Origin of the sequence: Pseudoxanthomonas japonensis, assembly GCF_010093445.1 — a bacterium.
Lineage (GTDB): Bacteria > Pseudomonadota > Gammaproteobacteria > Xanthomonadales > Xanthomonadaceae > Pseudoxanthomonas_A > Pseudoxanthomonas_A japonensis.
Window position 1 is genome coordinate 160,422 of the sequence record NZ_PDWW01000005.1, and the last position, 19,253, is coordinate 179,674.

Below are 19,253 nucleotides of genomic sequence, written 5' to 3' on the forward strand. Positions count from 1 at the left end.
CTCAGGGCTCCCTCAGCACGGGCGCCGCGGCACGCACGTGCTCCACATAGTGGGCAGGCGACTGCAGCTGCGTCGCCGTCGCCCGCGTGTAGTCGAGCACCGGCGCGGCGGCCAGCACCATTGCCACGCCATACGCCAGCAGCAGCACGATGGCCGCGGTTTCCAGCGGACGTGACGGGGCCGGTGCCACATCCTTCTCCGGCGTATAGGCCTCCAGCTTGTCCACGCCGGCATCGGGCCAGGGCTCGACGCGCCAGAACAACCGGGTTCCCGCTCGCGCCAGCCCCACCAGCATCAGGAAGCTGGTGCCCAGCACCAGCGTCCAGATCCATGCCGTGCGTGGGCCGGCCGGCACGGCTTCCAGCAACAGCAGCTTGCCGATGAAACCCGACAACGGCGGCAGGCCCGCCAGCGACACCGCCGCGACGAGGAACAGCAGCCCGGGCACCGTCTTGTCCGGCAGCGCCGCCACCAGGTCCTTGCGATCGCTCGCGCGGCCGCGACGCCGACGGATCAGGTCCGCCAGCAGGAACAACGCAGCACCGGCGAAACTGCTGTGCACCAGGTAGTACAACCCCGCACCGACCGTGCCGGCGGTATGCAGCGAGAACGCGACGAACAGCGTCGCCGCCGAGCCCAGCACCAGGTAGGCCGCCAGCGCGCGCAGCCGGTTCGCCGCCAGCACGCCCAGCGACGCCAGCACCAGCGTCACCGCACCCAGCGCCAGCAGCGCCGGCCAGGCGAATCCGTCCAGCGGTCCCAGCGCCCCGAAGGTCAGCGTGCCCAGGCGAAGCACCGCGTACAGGCCGACCTTGGTCATGATGGCGAACAGCCCGGCCACCGCCGCCGGCGCATGCGTGTACGTCTCGGGCAGCCAGAAATACATCGGCAGCAGCGCGGCCTTGGCGCAGAACACCACGAACAGCAGGCCCGCCGCGGCCTTCACCATCGCCACGTCTCCGGGCGGCAGCTGGGCCACGCGCGCGGACAACTCGGCCATGTTGAGTGAGCCGAGCAACCCGTACAGCAGGCCCAGCGCGATCAGGAACAGCGTCGAGGCGGCGATGTTGAAGGTGACGTAATGCAGGCCGGCACGCATGCGTTCGCCGCGCCCGCCGCTGAGCATCAGCCCGTACGAGGAGATCAGCAGCACCTCGAAGAACACGAACAGGTTGAAGACGTCGCCGGTGAGGAAGGCGCCATTCAACCCCATCAGCTGGAACTGGAAGAACGCATGGAAGTGCGGCGCGCGCCGGTCCCAGCCCGCGCATGCATGCAGCAGGCAGGCCGCACCCAGCAGCAGGCCGACCAGCAGCATCAGCGCCGACAACCGGTCGACCATCAGCACGATGCCCAGCCGCGCCGGCCAGTCGCCCAGCAGATAGACCGACACGGCACCCGAGCCCGCCGATGCGACCAGGACAACGGCAACCGCCAGCATCGCGGCGATCGAGACCCACGCGACGATCCGCTGCGGCACCATGCCGAAACGGCGATGTTCGAAGAACAGCGCGATGGACGCTGCGAACAGCGGAATCAGGATCGGCAGCGCCGGCAGGTGCTGCATCATGCGCGCGCCTCCGGCTCGTCGCCCTTCGCCGCCTCGCGCGCTTCGTCATGGCGGCGCTGTTCGCTGGCCAGGAACTCGCGCTCGGCCTTGCGGCCATCGACGTGGTCGCTGTCGTTGTCGCCGCGGCTGCGGATCGACAGCACCACCGTCACCGCCGTCATCGCGAAGGCGATCACGATGGCCGTCAGCACCAGCGCCTGCGGCAGCGGATCGGTGTAGTGTGCCAGTGTCGGCGCGACGCCTTCGCGCAGCACGGCCGGCTTGCCGGGCGCCAGCCGCCCGCCCGCGAAGATCAGCAGGTTGGTGGCGTACGACAGCAGCGTCAGCCCCAGGATGACGTCGAACGTGCGCGCCCGCAGCAGCAGGTACACGCCCGCCGCGGTCAGGATCGCGATCGCGCTCGCCATGGCCAGTTCCATTACGGCGTCTCCTCCATCAGCGCAGTTCCCCCGTGCGGGTCGAGCGTTCTCCCGGCTCCATCACGCCCAGGTGCGATACGCGCGTACGCGAAGGCCCGATGGTGCCCATCATCGACAGGATCAGCATCGCGCCGCCGAACACCACCAGGTACACGCCGGTATCGAAGCCGATCGCACTGGCCAGCGGCACCGTACCGATCACCGGCAGCTCGAGATCGAGATGCCCGCTGGTCAGGAAAGGCACGCCGAAGCCCATCGACGCCACGCCGCTCACGCCAGCGATGATCAGGCCCACGCCGATGCAACGCACATAGTCGAAGCCGAAGCGCGACTCCACCGACGCCGCGCCCTGGATGACGTACTGCACCAGCAGCGGCACGGCCAGCACCAGGCCGGCGATGAAACCGCCGCCCGGCGCGTTGTGCCCGCGCAGGAACAGGAACACCGACACGGTCAGCGTCAGCGGGAACATGATCTGCGCCAGGTCCGCCGGCACCGGCAGCTTGATCGGCGGTCCCGACATGACCTTCTCCGGCGCCATCCGCGCACGGCGCAACAGCGCATGCACGATCAGCGCCGCGATGCCGAACACGGTGATCTCCCCGAAGGTATCGAAGCCACGGAAATCCACCAGGATCACGTTCACCACGTTGCTGCCGTAGGCCTCCGGCAACGAACGCGCCAGCAGCTCCCCGCTGATGGTGTCCGCCGGGCGCGTCATCATCTGGTAGGCCAGCAGGCCGGCACCGCCGCCCGCGACCGCGGCCACGACGATGTCGCGCAACCGGCGGCGCGGCGTGCGCTCCGGCGGCGAACGCGGCGGCAGGTAGTGCAGGCCGAGCAGCAGCAGGACCAGGCTGACCATCTCGACCATCAGCTGGGTCAGCGCCAGGTCGGGGGCGGACAGGAACACGAAGGCCAGGCTGACCATCAGGCCTGCACCGCCCAGCACGATCACGGCGAGCAGCCGCTGCCGGTACAGGCGGATCGTCCAGACCGCGCACACCACCAGCACCAGCCACAGCAGCCAACCCAGCAGCGGCATCGACTGCGGCGCGCGCCACTGCAACGGGGCTGCATCGCCGGCCACGAACGGCGCGGCACCCGCGGCGACCGCCGCCAGCACCAGGAACAGCAGGCTCCGCTGCAGGCTGCCATTGGCGATCCGCGCGGTGAAACGCCCGGCCAGCGCGTAGAGCGCCTCCATGTTCCAGCGGAACACGAGGCGGCCGAACGAATGCCGCACGATGGCGTGCAGATCGAACAGCCGGCGCAGGCCGAAGTACAGCGCGATGCCACCGGCGATGCCGGCCAGGCTCATCAGCAGCGGCTTGTTGATCCCGTGCCACACCGCCAGGCTGTACTCCGGCATGGCGTCGCCCAGGATCGCGCCCGCGCCTGCATGCAAGACCGGCGCGATGGTCCACGCCGGGAACATGCCCACCGCCACGCACAGCACCACCAGCACTTCCACCGGGATCTTCATCCAGCGCGGAGGCTCGTGCGGCACCACATCGAGGTCGCGCGGACCCTGGCCGAAGAAGGTCTCGTAGACGAAGCGCAGGCTGTAGGCCACGCCGAAGATGCCGTACAGCAGCGCCGCGACGGCGATGGCGTCGCGCATCGCTCGATGGCCCGGAATATCGAGCGCCTCGGCGAAGAACATCTCCTTCGACAGGAACCCATTGAGCAGCGGAATGCCCGCCATCGCCAGCGACGCGATGATCGCCAGTGCGCTCGTCCACGGCATCAGCCGTCGCAGGTTGCCCAGCCGCCGCATGTCGCGCGTGCCGGTCTCGTGGTCGATGATGCCCGCCGCCATGAACAGCGACGCCTTGAACGTGGCGTGGTTGAGGATGTGGAACACGCCGGCCACCACCGCCATCGGCGTGGAGATGCCGAACAGCAGCGTGATCAGGCCGAGATGCGAAATCGTGGAATACGCCAGCAGGCCCTTGAGGTCGTGCTGGAAGATCGCGAACCAGGCACCCACCAGCAGCGTCAGCGCGCCGACCGTGGTGACCACGTAGAAGAACAGGTCCGTGCCCGCCAGCGCCGGATGCATCCGTGCCAGCAGGAACACGCCGGCCTTCACCATCGTCGCCGAGTGCAGGTAGGCGGAGACCGGCGTCGGCGCCGCCATCGCATGCGGCAGCCAGAAGTGCAGCGGGAACTGCGCGCTCTTGGTGAACACGCCGGCCAGTACCAGCATCAGCGCCCACGGATACAGCGCGCTGCCGCGGATCAGGTCGCCCGAGGCGAGCACGATGTCCAGGTCGTAACTGCCGACGATGCGCCCGATCAGCAGCACGCCGCCCAGCAGCGCCAGGCCGCCGGCGCCGGTGATCGCCAGCGCCATGCGCGCGCCTTCGCGCGCGTCCTGCCGGTGCGACCAGAAGCCGATCAGCAGGAACGAGCTGATGCTGGTCAGTTCCCAGAACACCACCAGCAGCAGCAGGTTGCCCGCCAGCACCACGCCGAGCATCGAGCCCATGAACAGCAGCAGGCAGGCGAAGAAGCGCGGTGCGCTGTCCTTCTCGCTGAGGTAGTAGCGCGCGTACATCACCACCAGCGCGCCGATGGCCAGCACCAGGCCGGCGAACATCCACGCCAACCCGTCCAGGCGCAGGGTGAAGGCCAGGCCGATCTGTGGAATCCAGGCGTGGTCCGCGCGCAGGTTCCAGCCCTGCAGCACGCTGGGCGTCATCCAGGCCAGCAGCACCAGGCCCAGCAATGGCGCCAGGCCGGCCAGCCATGCGGTGGCGCCGCGCGGAAGGCCGCGCGCCAGCGCCACCACCAGCGCGAGCACGAACGGCAGCGCCAGCAGGATTTCAAGGAAAGGGATCATCTACCGCCTTGCGTTGCAGGGAATGCGTCATTCGCGAGCAATCGCCCCGAGTTTAACAAACCCGTTCACACATGCCTGACCCACTGTTCAGGTCAGGCGAGCAGCGCGATCTCCAGGACCACCCAGCCGACGAAGGCGGCGAGCAGGATGCCGCCCTCGACGCGGCTGATGCGCAGGTCGCCGCGCAGCATCGGGTACAGCACCAGCACGAAAGCGATCGCTGCAGGCAGTTCGAGCCGCACGAACGATTCCGGCAGCGCCAGCGGTCGGAAGGCTGCCATCCCGCCGACCACCACCAGCAGGTTGAACAGGCTGGAGCCGATGACATGGCCGGCGACCATGTCCCCCTGCCCGCGCCGCGCCGCCATCGCGGCGGCGGCGATCTCCGGCAGCGCGGTACCGATCGCCACCGGCAGCAGGCCGGTCAGCAGCGGCGACAGGCCCCAGTGCGCGCCGATCACCGATGCGCCCTGCACCACGAAGCGGGCACCGTAATAGAGCAGCGCGGCGGCCACGGCGAAGCGCAGCAGGTTCATCCACAGCACGGTGCTGGTGCGGGCATACGTCTCGATCTCTGTCCGCACCGCGACCTGCTCGCGCGATGCGCGCGCCAGCAGGAACACCAGCGACGCCACGAAACCCAGCAGCAGCACGCCGCCCTCGGTACGGCTGACCACGCCGTCCAGGCCGAACACGATCAGCGCCAGCGTGGCGAGCGCCAGCAGCACCAGCAGCGGCGACAGCACGCGCAAGCGGACCAGCACCGGCGCGACCAGCGCAGCGACGCCGAGCGTCAAACCGAGGTTGACGACGTTGCTGCCCACCGCGTTGCCGAGCGCGAGTTCCTGCGAGCCCACCCATGCGGCGCGCGCATTGACCGCCAGTTCCGGCAGCGAGGTACCGAAGGCGATCAGCAGCAGGCCAGCCACGAACGGCGACGCGCCGAGACGCTGGGCCAGGCCGGATGCGCCCTTGACGATGGAATCCCCACCCAGCGCCAGCAGCACCAGGCCCAATGCGAAATAACCCCAGGCTTCCGCCATCGCCGTACTCCCCGTCGAGTCTGCGGCGATTCTATGCCCGGCCCGCCGGAGCGGCCAGCCGGGCGCCGCCGGTCAGGAGCAGCCTTCTACGTACTCGACCTGCGGCGACAGGCCCACGCGCCACGAGGTCACTTTGCCCGCGGCATCGGCCTCGAAGACCAGCTTGGTGGTCGGTGCCACGTCGCCAGCGTCGATGGTCAGGTACTGGCCGCCTTCGGTGTACTTGTGCGGCGAGGCCTTCAGCGCACCGCCGTAGAGCTTCTGCACCTCGTCGACGCTCATGCCAACCTTGCCGCCGCCGGGCGCGGTCTCCTTGTCGGTGCCCACGTCGTAACGGACGAACTTGCCCTCTTCCATCATGAAGGCGAACTCGGCGGGCTTGCTGATCCACTTCGGCCACAGGTAGTGGCACGTGGTGCCTTCCATAGGCGCACCGTTGAGCTCGCCACCCCACGCCGCGCGCGCTTCGTCGACCGTGCTGCCCAGCTTCATGTCGCCGTAGCCGAGGAAGCTTGCCTGGCTGACCGGTCCGGCGGGCGCCGCCGTATCGTCGACCGCAGGTGCGGGGGCAGGCGCTTCCGCCATCGGCGTGCTGGTCGCGGTGGTCTGCGGCTCCGCCGTCGGCGCAGCGGCCTCTTCGCGCTGACAGGCGGACAAGAGGGTGACGACCATCACGATCGGCAGCATGGACTTCATGGGGGGCTCTCTCCAGTGCACAAACATGAATCCTAGCGGTGGCGCGTTAAGTCGCCGCGATGAAGCGCTGTCATCGGCACTTCATCGCACCCGGCTAGCCTGCGCACGGCCCGATCGACCCGTCGCCATGCGCCCAACCAAGACAGACCTCGCCCGCCAGACCCTGCTGGTCCATACCGGCACGCTCGGCATGCGCGAACGGCGTACGCTGATCCTCTGCGACGGGCAGCGCGATCTGGCGGAACTCGTCCGGCTGCTGGGCCAGGATGCACCGCTGCTGGTGCAACGCCTGATGCACGATGGCTACCTGACCGCGACGTTGTCGCGGCCGGAAGCAAGGTCCGCCGTCGAGCGCATCGTGGCGCCCGCTACGCCGGCGCCAACCGGACCACGACGTTCGCTGGTGGCTGCCAGGGTCTATCTGACGGGCATGCTGGAACTGCAGCGCGACGATGGCGCACGCCGCCATCGCGAACGCCTGCAGTCGCGGCTGGACGACGATGCGATGCTCGCGGCGCTGGCCGATGCGCTGCGTTTCCTCGAAGCACGCGTGGCGACGACGCTCGCCGGCCGCATCCGCGAACGCCTGCTGGAAGCGCTGCCGGAAGATGCGGCCCACCGGTTGCAGGACGTGTCCGACGCGACGCTGGACATCGCGGCGCGCTGACCGCGGCTCAGTCGGGACGCGTGAAGTGCTTGCGCAAGCCCGCCCAGCAGGCCTGGTAGTCGCGCTGACGGTGCGCCGCCTCGACGGCCTGGCGCGTGGGCCGGATCACCGCACGCGTCTCGAACATGAAGGCCATCGTGCCGGTGATGACGTCGGGCTTCGACAGGTCGGCGTTCGATGCCTTCTCGAACGTCGCCGCATCCGGCCCATGCCCGGTCATGCAGTTGTGCAGCGAGGCGCCGCCCGGCGCGAAGCCTTCGGCCTTGGCGTCGTACACGCCATGGATCAGGCCCATGAACTCGCTGGCGATGTTGCGATGGAACCACGGCGGCCGGAACGTGTCCTGCGCCACCAGCCAGCGCGGCGGAAAGATCACGAAATCCATGTTGCCGACACCGGGCGTGTCGCTGGGCGAGGTCAGCACCAGGAAGATCGACGGATCCGGATGATCGAAGCTGATCGACCCGATCGTGTTGAAGCGGCGCAGGTCGTAGCGGTACGGCGCGTAGTTGCCGTGCCAGCCCACGACGTCCAGCGGCGAATGGCCGATGTCGGCCCGCCACAGGTGGCCCTGGAACTTGGCGATCAGCTCGAACGCACCTTCCACGTCTTCGTACGCCGCGACCGGCGTTTCGAAGTCGCGCGGATTGGCCAGGCCGTTGGAGCCGATCGGCCCCAGGTCCGGCAGGCGCAGCGCCGCGCCGAAGTTCTCGCACACGTAGCCGCGCGCTTCGCCATCCAGCAGTTCGACCAGGAAGCGGACGCCGCGCGGAATCACCGCGATCTGCTGCGGCTCGATATCGATCACGCCGAACTCGGTGGCGATGCGCAGGCTACCCTGCTGCGGCACGATCAGCAGTTCGCCGTCGGCATCGTAGAAGTAGCGGCCCTGCATCGACCGGTTGGCGGCGTACAGGTGGATGCCGACGCCATGCATCGCATCCGGTGAACCGTTACCCGCCATCGTGTACAGACCGTCGACGAAGTCCGTCGGGGTTTCCGGCATCGGCAGCGGCGACCAGCGCATCTGGTCCGGCGACACCGGCCCCGCGCTGAAGTCGCTGTGCAGCCGGTGCTGTGCATACGGCGCGAACGGTCCGTGCATCGCCGCCGGACGGATGCGGTACAGCCAGCTGCGCCGGTTCTCCGCGCGCGGCGCGGTGAAGGCCGTCCCGCTCAGCTGTTCCGCATACAGCCCGTGCGCCACGCGCTGCGGCGAGTTGCGGCCCTCCGGCAGCGTGCCGGGGATCGCCTCGCTGGCGAAGTGGTTGCCGAAGCCGGTCATGTATCCGCGGACAGTGGAGGTCTTCATGTTGATGCCTTTAAAGCCCCTCTCCCGGCGGGAGAGGGGTTGGGGTGAGGGGCGATGGTGAGACGGTCCTGCAAATCGCCTCGGCCACCGCTTCAATCTGCATCAGTACATCGTTGTCCCAGAACCTCAGGACGGTGAAACCCTTTGATTCCAGGAACCGCGTTCGTGCGTGATCAGACGTTTCCGTGTGCTGCGATCCATCCACTTCGATCACCAGCTTGACCGATACGCTGCAGAAATCGACCGTGTAGGGCGGAATCGGATGTTGTCGACGGAACTTCAATCCGTCGATGCCACCGTCCCTGAGGACCGACCACAGCTTGCGTTCTGCATCTGTCGAACCTGCCCGCAATTCCCTCGCCCGCTCCAACGAGCGCGTCGCCATGGGAGGCCTGCGGTGGTTCGTCATCGTCGTCCTCCTGCCCCTCACCCCAACCCCTCTCCCGCAGGGAGAGGGGCTTCAAGCGGGAGACTACAACACCCCGCGCTTCATCTGGTCGCGCTCGATACTCTCGAACAGCGCCTGGAAATTGCCTTCGCCGAAGCCTTCGTTGCCCTTGCGCTGGATGATCTCGAAGAAGATCGGGCCGAGCGCGTTCTGGGTGAAGATCTGCAGCAGCTTGCGCTCCTTGGTCTCCACGTCGGCGTCGATCAGGATCTTGTTGCGGGCCAGGCGCGCGACGTCTTCGCCATGGTTGGGAATGCGCTGGTCGATCACGTCGAAGTAGGTATCCGGCGTATCGAGGAACTCGACGCCGGCCTCGCGCATGCGCTCGACCGTCGTATAGATGTCGTCGGTGAAGCAGGCGATGTGCTGGATGCCCTCGCCCTTGTAGGCGTCGAGGTATTCGTTGATCTGGCTCTTCGGATCGCTCGACTCGTTGAGCGGAATGCGCACCATGCCGTCCGGCGCGGTCATCGCCTTCGACAGCAGGCCGGTCTTGGCGCCCTTGATGTCGAAGTAGCGGATCTCGCGGAAGTTGAACAACCGCTCGTAGTAGTCCGCCCACTTGGCCATGTTGCCGTGGTAGAGGTTGTGGGTCAGGTGGTCGATGAAGGTCAGGCCGAAGCCTTTCGGCATCAGGTCGACGCCCGGCAGGTATTCGTAGTCCGGATCGTGGATGGTGCCCTGGTCGTCGTAGCGGTCGACGATGTAGAGCATGCAGCCGCCGATGCCCTTGATCACCGGCGCGGCGACGGCCTTGGTCAGTTCGTCGGCGGCGTCGAACGACTCGGCACCGTTCTTCAGTGCCTGCACGCGCGCCCATTCGGCCAGCTTCTTCACCCGGATCGCGAAACCGCAGGCACTGGGACCGTGCTCGGCGGCGAAGCGCGCAGCGAAGGAGTCCGGATCCTCGTTGATGAGGAAGGTGCAGTCGCCCTGGCGGTAGGTGCTGATGGCGCGTGTCTTGTGGCGCGCGACCTGCACGAAGCCCAACTTGCGGAAGTAGTCGTGCAGGTGGTGCGCCTGCCCGGCCGGTGCGGCGAACTCGACGAATTCGAAGCCGTCGATGCCCATCGGGTTGTCGAACGTCGTGGGCTGCATGCCCAGGTTGGGTTGTGCGTTCATGGGACGTCTCGCTAGGCTTGCGTGGATACGCGCCAATATAGTTTCAGGCGAAACCACCCACAAGTAGCAGCGCACCAATGAGCCAGCCACCCGACAGCCCGCCCATCCACGCCGATTTCGACCTCGACCGCCTGTTTTCCTACCGGTTGAGCGTGCTGTCGAACCGGATCAGCAGCGCGATTTCCCGCGAATACCACCGCCGTTTCGGGCTGGCCATCACCGAATGGCGGGTCATGGCGGTGCTCGGGCGCTTCCCCGGCCTGTCGGCCGGCGAGGTGGCCAACCGCACCGCGATGGACAAGGTGGCGGTCAGCCGGGCGGTGGCCCGCCTGCTGGAGCGGGCGCTGATCCAGCGCGAGATCCACGGCGACGACCGCCGCCGCTCGGTACTGGCACTGACCGACGAGGGCTTCCGGGTCTACGACGAGGTGGCGCCGATGGTCATCGAGTACCACCAGCGCATGCTGGAGCCGCTGACCGAGGAAGAGCGCACGATGCTCGACCAATTGATCGACAAGCTGGCCGGCGAAGGCGTCAAGCGCATCGAGGGCTGAGGCCCTCCATCCCTGCAAACGAAAAACGGCGGCCGATGGCCGCCGTTTTTCTTTGGATCCCCGCCTTCGCGGGGATGACGCATTGGCAAAGCCGCGCGCTCTGCGCACGGGCCAATGCGTCACTTCACGCCGTGCATCAGGCGGTTGACCAGCGGGGCGACCAGGAACAGCAGCACGCCCGACCCGACCAGCGCCCAGAAGCCGAACGTGTAACCGGCGTGCGCCGACTGCACGGTCATGCCGCCTTCACCGCTGACCTTGCCGGCGAAGATGCCGGCCAGGTTGTTGCCGATCGCGATCGAGAGGAACCAGCAACCCATCGCCATGCCGGCCAGACGCGCAGGCGCCAGCTTGGTCGTCATCGACAGGCCGATCGGCGACAGGCACAGCTCACCGACCGACTGGATGACGTAGACCATGAACAAGGTCCAGAACGGGATCTTGCCGTTGCCGTCGACCATGCTGTTCAGCGCGATCATCAGCAGCAGGAAGGCCAGGCCGTTGAAGATCAGGCCCAGGCCGAACTTGCGCGGGATCGACGGATTGTTCTTGCCCATCCGCACCCACATCCACGCCATGACCGGGGCCAGCGTGATGATGGCGATCGAGTTCACCGACTGGAACCACTCCAGCGGGAACACCCAGTCGCCGAAATCGCGGTTGACGATCTTGTCGGCGAGGAAGGTGAACGAGCTGCCCGCCTGCTCGAAGAACATCCAGAACAGCACGTTGAACACGAAGATGATCAGCATCGCCACGACCATGTCGCGCGCGACCTTGCCGTTGCGGGCGCCTTCGACCAGCAGCATCACCGCCGGCACGACGAACAGCGCCATCAGGATCGCCTGCAGCGCGCTCGCATCGATGGTCAGCAGGAAGTAGAACAGCGGGATGCCGACCACCAGGCCGAGCACCGCGACCAGGCCAACGCGGCCCAGGCCTTCCTGGCCGGGCGCCGGCAGGCCGATGCCCTTGAGCTGGCTGCGACCGACCCAGAACCAGATCAGGCTGGCGATCATGCCGATGCCCGCCGAAATGAACACCCACTGGTAATGCGGGTCTTCATTGGTGCCGAAGACCTTGCGCGCCAGCCAGCCGGTGATCACCGGGGCGATCATCGCGCCGATGTTGATGCCCATGTAGAAGATGGTGAAGCCGGCATCGCGGCGCGCATCACCCTGGAAATACAGCTTGCCGACCATGGTGGAAATGATCGGCTTGAACAGGCCGTTGCCGACGATGATCGTCGCCAGGCCCAGCTTGAACAGCGGCTCGGTCGGCGAGGCCAGCAGGAACAGGCCCAGCGCCATGAACACCGCACCCAGCAGAATCGAACGCTGGAAGCCGATCAGCTTGTCGGCCACGTAACCGCCGAAGATCGCACCGGCATAGACCAGCGCCAGGTAGGCGCCGTACATCTCGCTGGCGGGCTTTTCGCCGGCCGCGTTGCCACCGTGGAACTGCGCCACGATGTACAGCACCATCGCCCAGCGGATGCCGTAGAACGCGAAGCGCTCCCAGAACTCCGACATGAAGAGCATCCACAGCGGACGCGGATGACCCAGGACCTGCTTGAATTCCGGTATCCGTTCCGGCGTTGGTGATTCGACGGCTCCGCTCATGCGGGCTCCCCCTTCTAAAGTGGTTCAGGACTTCAATCGTCCGTGCCGCAGGCACGGGACGCGCGAGGATTACCGACGCGGGCAGCGGGCGTCAAACCGGCCCGCAATGGCGTCCAGACCCAGGTCCCGCTGTTCAGGGAGCCAAGTGGTTGCAGGAGAAAGGATTTTCTTTGCGCATGGCCCGCTCAGGTCGGCGCGTACTCGTAGCTCGCGCCCACGCCCAGCGGCAGTCCCAGCGCCCAGTAGCCCAGCAGGAACAGGGTCCACGTGCCCAGCAGGGCCAGCGAGTACGGCAGCATCATGGCGATCAGCGTACCGATGCCCGTGCCGGTGACATAGCGCCGGCAGTAGACGACGATCAGCGGGAAGTACGGCATCAGCGGCGTGATGATGTTGGTGGTCGAATCGCCCACCCGATAGGCGGCCTGGGTCAGGTCGGGCGACACGCCCAGCTGCATCAGCATGGGCACCAGGATCGGGCCGATCAGTCCCCACTTGGCCGAGGCCGAGCCGATCAGCAGGTTCACCGAACCGGTGAGCACGATGATGCCGGCCAGCGTGATGCCCATCGGCAGTCCCAGCGAACGCAGCAGGTCCGCGCCCTCCACCGCCACCAGTGCGCCCAGGTTCGAGTTGCCGAACGCGGCGATGAACTGCGCGCAGAAGAACGCCATGACGATGTAGTAACCCATCCCGTTCATCGCCTTGGCCATGCCCTGGATGATGTCCCGGTGCGTCTTGACCGTGCCGGCCGCGTAACCGTAGACGATGCCGGGCAGCAGGAAGAACACGAAGATCAGCGCCACGATGGACTGCATCAGCGGCGCCGCGGGCGCCAGCAAGGGGTGCGTCTGCGGCGGCACCTGCTCGGCCGCTGCGCGCCAAGGCGAATCGTCGCCGGCCAGGCTCCATCCGAACAGCGCCAGCGCCACCACCATCGCCCCCAGCGCCCAGGCCAGGCCGCGGTTCTCCGCGCGCGCCACCGCTTCCATCTGCGGCAGACCGGCCGGGTCGCCATCCACCGGCGTGCCACGCAGGCGCGGTTCGATCACGCGGTCGGTCAGGAACCAGCCCACCAGCACGATCAGCAGCGTGGACGCGGAGGTGAAGTAGAAATTGTTGAGTGGATTGATCTCCAGCGTCGGTGCGACCACCTGCGCTGCGGTCTGGGTCAGGCCGGCGAGCATCGGATCGAGCGAGGACGGGATGCCCACGGTGGCGGAGAAACCGCCCGACACGCCCGCGAACGCGGCCGCGATGCCGGCGAGCGGATGCCGCCCGGCGGCATAGAAGATCACCGCGCCCAGCGGAATCACCAGTACGTAGCCCGCATCCACGGCCACATGGCTGAGGATGCCGACCAGGATCAGCATCGGCGTCAGCAGCGTGCGCGGCGTGACCGACAGGATCTTGCGCAGCACCGCATTGATGAAGCCGGTGTGCTCGGCCACGCCCAGCCCCAGCATCGCCACCAGCACCACGCCCAATGGCGGGAAGTTGACGAACGTCCGCACCAGCCCCGCCATGAACCCGGTCAAGGACGTGCCCGCGAGTTGGTTCGCCACCTCGATGGGCTGGCCGGAGCGCGGATCGATGGCTTCGAACGACACCCCCGACAACCACCAGGACACCCCCCACACCAGCACCATCAGGATCAGGAACAGCACGGCCGGATCGGGCAACCGGTTGCCGGTCCGTTCGACCAGGTCCAGCAGGCGGGTGGCGAGGCTGCGCGGGGCGTTCTCCGGACGGACGTCGGTCATCGTGCGGCAGGTTCCTTCAAGGGGTTCCTCCGCATGCTACCAGCCCGGCCTCGACGCTCAACGCGGCCGGAGGTAGCGAGCGTCGTCGAACGTGCTGCACCACTGCGGCCGGTAGACCACGACCAGCGCCATGACGCCGCCGCACAGGAAGGCTTCGCCGAACATCATCAACGGCGTGGCGAGCAGGTAGAAGGGCGCGCCCGGCATGTCCAACCACACCGCGACCAGGTACTTGGCGAGGTTGCAGGCCGCGATCGCCAGCGCACCGCCCACGAAACCCTGCACCAGTACATAGGCGAACAGGTTCGGCGGCAACCTGCGCTCGCACCAGCGAGACCATGCCCAGCCCAGCGCGACCGGCACGACGGCCGTGGCGAGGAAGTCCGGGCCCGGACCCAGCCAGACGTAGCCGAACGGCCATGCCACCAGCGACACCACCGCCAGCGCCCACAGCGCGAACGCCGGCCCGAACATCAGCACCGCGACCATCGCACCGATGAAATTCAGCTGCACGCCCGCCAGGCCATGCGTGTTGAAGATGCGCAGAAGCAGCAGCGCCATGGTCGCGATGCCGAGTACGCGCTGCGCTTCTTCATCGTCCCTCAGCTTGTGCCAGGGCAGCCGGGTAGCGGCGACCGCCAGCAGCGACACGCCCAGTACTGCGGACGTCCACGGCAGCAGCACCGGCACGTGCATTCCGGGGTCAGCGACCGGGCCCGATCGAGGTGCGTACGTCGAACAGTTCGGGGAAGAACGTCAGCTCCAGCGCCTGTCGCAGGAAGCCGACGCCGCTCGACCCGCCGGTGCCGCGCTTGAAGCCGATGATGCGCATCACCGTGCGCATGTGGCGGAACCGCCACAGCTGGAACTGGCTTTCCAGGTCCACCAGGTCCTCGCACAGCGAGTACTCGCGCCAGTAGCGGTCGGTGTCTTCGTAGATCGCCTCGAACACCGGCAGCAACGCGACATCCGCCGCATGCGACTGGCGCCAGTCGCGCTGCAGGTGCTGCGCGGGAATCGCGTGGTTCCAGCGCGCGAGGTACATCAGGAATTCGTCGTACAGGCTGGGCGCATCCAGCACGGCTTCCAGGCCGGCATGGCCTTCCGGGTCGTGCGAGAACACCTTCAGCATCGCGGCGTTCTTGTTGCCCAGCAGAAACTCGATGGTGCGGTACTGCAACGACTGGAAGCCGGACGACGGCCCCAGCAGGTCGCGGAAGCCCATGTACTCGGACGGCGTCAGCGTCTCCAGCACCGACCACTGCTCGGTCAGCTGACGCAGCACCTGCTTGGCGCGCGCCAGCACCTTGCGGCACTGCCAGACCTGGTCGCGCTGCAGGAAGCCGATCGCCGCGCGCAGCTCGTGGATCATCAGCTTCATCCACAGCTCCGACACCTGGTGCTGGACGATGAAGAGCATCTCGTCGTGGTGCGGCGGGTCCGACACCGGATGCTGCGCCGACAGCAGGCGGTCCAGCTGAAGGTAGCCGCCGTAGCTCAGGCGGCCCGACAGGTCGGTGTGGATGCCCGCTTCCAGCGGGCGTTCGTTCTTCTCTACGGCCATCCGTCGATCAACCGGGGCGCCACGGGGGCAGCGGGGGCGCCAGCGTAACCGATGGCGGACGGCCGCCCGGACAAGACGAACAAAAACGGGCACTTATGTCACGTGTATGAAATGCGTGTAGCCCACGCTTTGGTTACATTGCGTCGGCCGGGGGTGGCATCGCCTCCGACGGGGGGCGGCGTCTAATCCACTGAGGGAGAACCCGTTACATGGAAATGCCACGGGGCCGCGTTGCGGCCGTGCTCGCGTCTTTCGCCTTGCTCTTCGCCGCCTCGTCGGTGCAGGCACAGGTGGTCATCAGCCAGGTCTACGGTGGCGGCGGCAACAGCGGCGCCACGCTGAAGAACGACTTCATCGAGCTGCGCAACAACGGACCCACCGCGGTGGACCTGACCGGCTGGAGCGTGCAGTACACCTCCGCGGCCGGCACCACCTGGAGCGGACGCACCCCCCTCACCGGCAGCATCCCGGCCGGCGGCTTCTACCTGGTCCAGCAGGCGCAGGGGACCGGCGGCACGGTCGACCTGCCCGCCCCGGATGCCGTGGGTACCATCGCGATGAGCGGTACGGCCGGCAAGGTCGCGCTGAGCCGCAGCACCACGGCGCTGACCGGCGCCTGCCCGACTGCCGATGCCAACGTGGTCGACTTCGTCGGCTTCGGCAGCACCGCCACCTGCTTCGAAGGCAGCGCGCCGACCGGCACGCTCAGCAACACCACCGCCGCGCTGCGGGGCGGCGATGGCAGCATCGACACCGACAACAACGGCGCCGACTTCGCGGTCGGCACGCCGAACCCGCGCAACAGCGGCGCCGAGCCGCCGGAACCGCCCGATCCGCCGGTGGCCCTGACCATCGCGCAGATCCAGGGCAGCGGCCTGCTGTCGCCGTACAACGGCAAGCGCGTGGTGACCGAAGGCATCGTCACCGCGATCAAGTTCAACAACGGCTTCTTCCTGCAGGCCGCCAACGATGACGGCGACCCGGCTACGTCCGACGCCGTGTTCGTGTTCACCAGCAGCGCGCCGCCGGCCACCGCCGCCGTCGGCACCCGCGTGCGCGTGACCGGCACGGTCGAGGAATACACGCCCACGTCCAATCCGCACCAGTTGGCGATCACCGAGATCGTCACGCCGACGGTCGACGTGCTGGACACCGGCGTCGCCCTGCCCGCCGCGATCGAGCTGACCGCCGCCGAGCTGGGCCCCGACGCCCTGCCCGGCACGCTGGAACGCTTCGAAGGCATGCGCGTCAGCGTGGCGCAGTCGGTGGTCATCGCACCGTCCGGTGGCAGCCTCAGCGAGGCCAACGCCACCGCCAGCAGCGACGGCGTGTTCCATGTCGCCCTGCCCGGCGTCGCACGTCCGTTCCGCGAGCCCGGCATCGCTGTGATGGATGCCATCACCCTGCCCGCCGGCAAGAACCCGCCGCGCTTCGACACCAACCAGGAACGCCTGATGGTGCGCAGCCGGGGCCAGGTGGGTGCGGTGCCGCTGTCGGTCGACACCGGTGCCGAGGTCGCGGGCCTGATCGGCGTACTCGACTACTTCGCCGGCACCTGGGCCGTGCTGCCCGACGTCGGTACGCCGCCGACCGTGACCGGCGGTCGCCTGCCGGAAGCCGTCAACGACGCAAGCTACGACGAAGTCACCATCGGCAGCTTCAACCTGCTGCGCCTGTTCGACGAGGTCAACGACAGCAACGGCGCGGTGACGCTGACGCCGGCCGCGCTGGACAAGCGCCTGTCCAAGGCGGCGCTGGCGATCTGCGACTACCTCAAGGCCCCGGACATCGTGGGTGCGGTGGAAGTGGAGAACCTGCGCGTGCTGCAGCTGCTGTCCGAGCGCATCGACGCCACCTGCGCCGCGCGCCCGGGCTACGTGCCCTACCTGCAGCCGGGCAACGATGTCGGCGGCATCAACGTCGGCTTCCTGGTGAGCGCTCGCCAGATCGCCGGCGGCACGGCCCGCGTCGAAGTGCTGGATGTCGCGCAGTTCGGCAAGGAAACCACCATCGCCAATCCGAACGGCACCACCAGCCTGCTCAACGACCGTCCGCCGCTGCGCCTGCGCGCCCGCGTGCACCAGGATGCGACGTCGAGCTATCCGCTGACCGTCATCGTCAACCACCTGCGTTCGCTCAACGACATCAACGACACCCTGCCGGGCAGCAGCGGCTGGGCCACCGGCGGCGAGCGCGTGCGGGTCAAGCGCGGCGCGCAGGCGGTCTACCTGGCGCAGCTGGTGCAGGAGATGCAGCAGGCGAACCCGGACGAGAAGATCGTGCTGGTCGGCGACTTCAACGCGTTCGAGTTCAACGACGGCTATGTCGACGTGCTCGGCATCATCAAGGGCGAAGCGGCACCGGAAGACCAGGTGCTGACGTACATGGCCAGCCCGCTGACCACGCCGCTGGTGGACGGTTCGCAGCTGATCGCCGACCCGGCGCAGCGCTACTCGTATTCGTTCGAGGGCAATGCGCAGACGCTGGACCACGTGCTGGTCAACGAGTCGCTGGTGATGGACGCCGCGCTGCGCGTGGACCATGCGCGCATCAACGCGGACTTCGGTACGGACAACTTCGGCGACGCATCGCTGGCGATCCGTTCGTCCGACCACGACCCGGTGCGCCTGACCATCCGCGTGCCCTCGTTCGCCCGCGCCGACCTGTCGGCCACGGTGTCGGCCGACCGCGTCACCGCCAACGTCGGCGAGACCGTGCGTTACACCGCCACGGTGCGCAATGCCGGCCCGGGTGCCGCTTCGCCGGCCGCGTTCGCTTTCGTGTTCTCGGCCGAACTGTCGCCGTCGCTGGCCACGCTGCCCGCGGGCTGGAGCTGCGCCGCCGCGGAAGTCACCGGCGGTACGACCCGCGTCGCCTGCACCGTGCCGTCGCTGGCCGTGGGCAGCGACGCGACGTTCGCCATCGACGCCATCGTCCCGGCCAGTGCCTCCGGCACCACGCTGGGCCTGGGCGTGTCGGCCAACTCCACCGTGCTCGACCCGGCGAGCGGCGACAACGTGGCCTCGGTCTCCGTGGCCATCGCCGCGCTGCCGACCCGCAAGGCCGACCTGTCGGTGAAGCTGGCCGGCGGTGCGCTGCCGCTGCTGCGCAACACCATCGCCACCGTGCTGGTGCCGGTCCGCAATGCCGGTCCGGACACCGCCGAGCAGGTCAAGGTGGTGCTGTCCACGAATGTCGAGGCGCGCTACGCCGCGGTCGCCGCACCGAGCGGCTGGTCCTGCACCCGCGTGCAGGACACGACCGACGGGTCGAAGGCCGAGTGCACCCGTCGCGGCGCCATGGCCAAGGGCGTGCAGACGCTGGCCTTCGCGATGGTCGTGCCCGGCAAGCCGAAGCGCGGCACCTCGTTCGAGTTCGAAGCCACGGTGAGCAGCGACACGCCGGACCCGAACGCGGACAACAACCACGACAAGCTCGTCCAGCGCATCCGCTGAACTTTCGCGACATCGTGGGGTCGACAGGGGCGCGGGCAACCGCGCCCCTTGTCGTTCCGGAGGCGCCGTTCGCGCATGATGGGACGCACGACACGTCCAGCCCACCCGAGCGGCAGGCGGACTGACACCGAACGACATCCGGCAACCGCCTGTTTCCGCACCGTTTTCGC

15 protein-coding genes are annotated in these 19,253 nt (G+C 67.9%); 3 read left to right on the forward strand and 12 right to left on the reverse strand.

Annotation, left to right across the window (positions count from 1 at the left end; translation table 11 throughout):
- Window position 1: 1 nt before the first annotated feature.
- The 5 genes from CSC78_RS06175 to CSC78_RS06195 form a co-directional block, all read right to left on the reverse strand.
- Window positions 2-1,567, reverse strand: coding sequence for a monovalent cation/H+ antiporter subunit D (locus tag CSC78_RS06175; protein ID WP_162337074.1), 1,566 nt, complete (start codon window positions 1,565-1,567; stop codon window positions 2-4).
- A complete protein-coding gene (locus tag CSC78_RS06180) occupies window positions 1,567-1,989 on the reverse strand; it encodes a Na+/H+ antiporter subunit C (protein WP_162337027.1) in 423 nt (140 codons plus the stop codon). Before CSC78_RS06180 ends, CSC78_RS06175 begins: the two co-directional genes overlap by 1 nt.
- 16 nt (window positions 1,990-2,005) lie before the next feature.
- Window positions 2,006-4,837, reverse strand: coding sequence for a monovalent cation/H+ antiporter subunit A (locus CSC78_RS06185; RefSeq protein WP_162337028.1), 2,832 nt, complete (start codon window positions 4,835-4,837; stop codon window positions 2,006-2,008).
- A gap of 92 nt (window positions 4,838-4,929) precedes the next feature.
- The gene (locus tag CSC78_RS06190; RefSeq protein WP_162337029.1) at window positions 4,930-5,880 is read right to left on the reverse strand and encodes a calcium/sodium antiporter; all 951 of its coding nucleotides are present in this window, start codon (window positions 5,878-5,880) and stop codon (window positions 4,930-4,932) included.
- Window positions 5,881-5,952: 72 nt separating this feature from the next.
- A complete protein-coding gene (locus tag CSC78_RS06195) occupies window positions 5,953-6,576 on the reverse strand; it encodes a lectin (RefSeq protein ID WP_238391174.1) in 624 nt (207 codons plus the stop codon).
- A gap of 127 nt (window positions 6,577-6,703) precedes the next feature.
- On the opposite strand from CSC78_RS06195, the gene CSC78_RS06200 reads away from it, so the two are divergent.
- On the forward strand, window positions 6,704-7,243 hold the full coding sequence (locus CSC78_RS06200) for a hypothetical protein (RefSeq protein ID WP_202924128.1): 540 nt from the start codon (window positions 6,704-6,706) through the stop codon (window positions 7,241-7,243).
- A 7-nt stretch (window positions 7,244-7,250) separates the two neighbouring features.
- On the opposite strand, the gene hmgA is transcribed toward CSC78_RS06200, so the two are convergent.
- The 3 genes from hmgA to hppD form a co-directional block, all read right to left on the reverse strand.
- The gene (gene hmgA, locus CSC78_RS06205) at window positions 7,251-8,555 is read right to left on the reverse strand and encodes a homogentisate 1,2-dioxygenase (protein WP_162337030.1); all 1,305 of its coding nucleotides are present in this window, start codon (window positions 8,553-8,555) and stop codon (window positions 7,251-7,253) included.
- Between the two features lie 10 nt (window positions 8,556-8,565).
- On the reverse strand, window positions 8,566-8,964 hold the full coding sequence (locus CSC78_RS06210; protein WP_238391175.1) for an endonuclease domain-containing protein: 399 nt from the start codon (window positions 8,962-8,964) through the stop codon (window positions 8,566-8,568).
- A gap of 63 nt (window positions 8,965-9,027) precedes the next feature.
- Entirely contained in the window at window positions 9,028-10,125 is a 1,098-nt protein-coding gene (gene hppD, locus CSC78_RS06215; RefSeq protein WP_162337031.1) for a 4-hydroxyphenylpyruvate dioxygenase, read from the reverse strand.
- A 77-nt stretch (window positions 10,126-10,202) separates the two neighbouring features.
- Between hppD and CSC78_RS06220 the strand changes: the two genes are divergently transcribed.
- Window positions 10,203-10,679 (forward strand): MarR family winged helix-turn-helix transcriptional regulator, encoded by a 477-nt coding sequence (locus CSC78_RS06220; RefSeq protein WP_162337032.1) that lies wholly within the window; start codon window positions 10,203-10,205, stop codon window positions 10,677-10,679.
- 119 nt (window positions 10,680-10,798) lie between these two features.
- On the opposite strand, the gene CSC78_RS06225 is transcribed toward CSC78_RS06220, so the two are convergent.
- The 4 genes from CSC78_RS06225 to CSC78_RS06240 form a co-directional block, all read right to left on the reverse strand.
- The gene (locus tag CSC78_RS06225; RefSeq protein ID WP_162337033.1) at window positions 10,799-12,301 is read right to left on the reverse strand and encodes a peptide MFS transporter; all 1,503 of its coding nucleotides are present in this window, start codon (window positions 12,299-12,301) and stop codon (window positions 10,799-10,801) included.
- Between the two features lie 185 nt (window positions 12,302-12,486).
- On the reverse strand, window positions 12,487-14,064 hold the full coding sequence (locus CSC78_RS06230; protein WP_162337034.1) for an AbgT family transporter: 1,578 nt from the start codon (window positions 14,062-14,064) through the stop codon (window positions 12,487-12,489).
- Between the two features lie 57 nt (window positions 14,065-14,121).
- Entirely contained in the window at window positions 14,122-14,754 is a 633-nt protein-coding gene (locus tag CSC78_RS06235; protein WP_162337035.1) for an energy-coupling factor ABC transporter permease, read from the reverse strand.
- A 13-nt stretch (window positions 14,755-14,767) separates the two neighbouring features.
- Window positions 14,768-15,628, reverse strand: coding sequence for a tryptophan 2,3-dioxygenase (locus tag CSC78_RS06240; protein WP_162337036.1), 861 nt, complete (start codon window positions 15,626-15,628; stop codon window positions 14,768-14,770).
- Window positions 15,629-15,837: 209 nt separating this feature from the next.
- Between CSC78_RS06240 and CSC78_RS06245 the strand changes: the two genes are divergently transcribed.
- Window positions 15,838-19,083, forward strand: a complete 3,246-nt coding sequence (locus CSC78_RS06245; protein WP_162337037.1) for a lamin tail domain-containing protein — start codon at window positions 15,838-15,840, stop codon at window positions 19,081-19,083.
- Window positions 19,084-19,253: the final 170 nt, after the last annotated feature.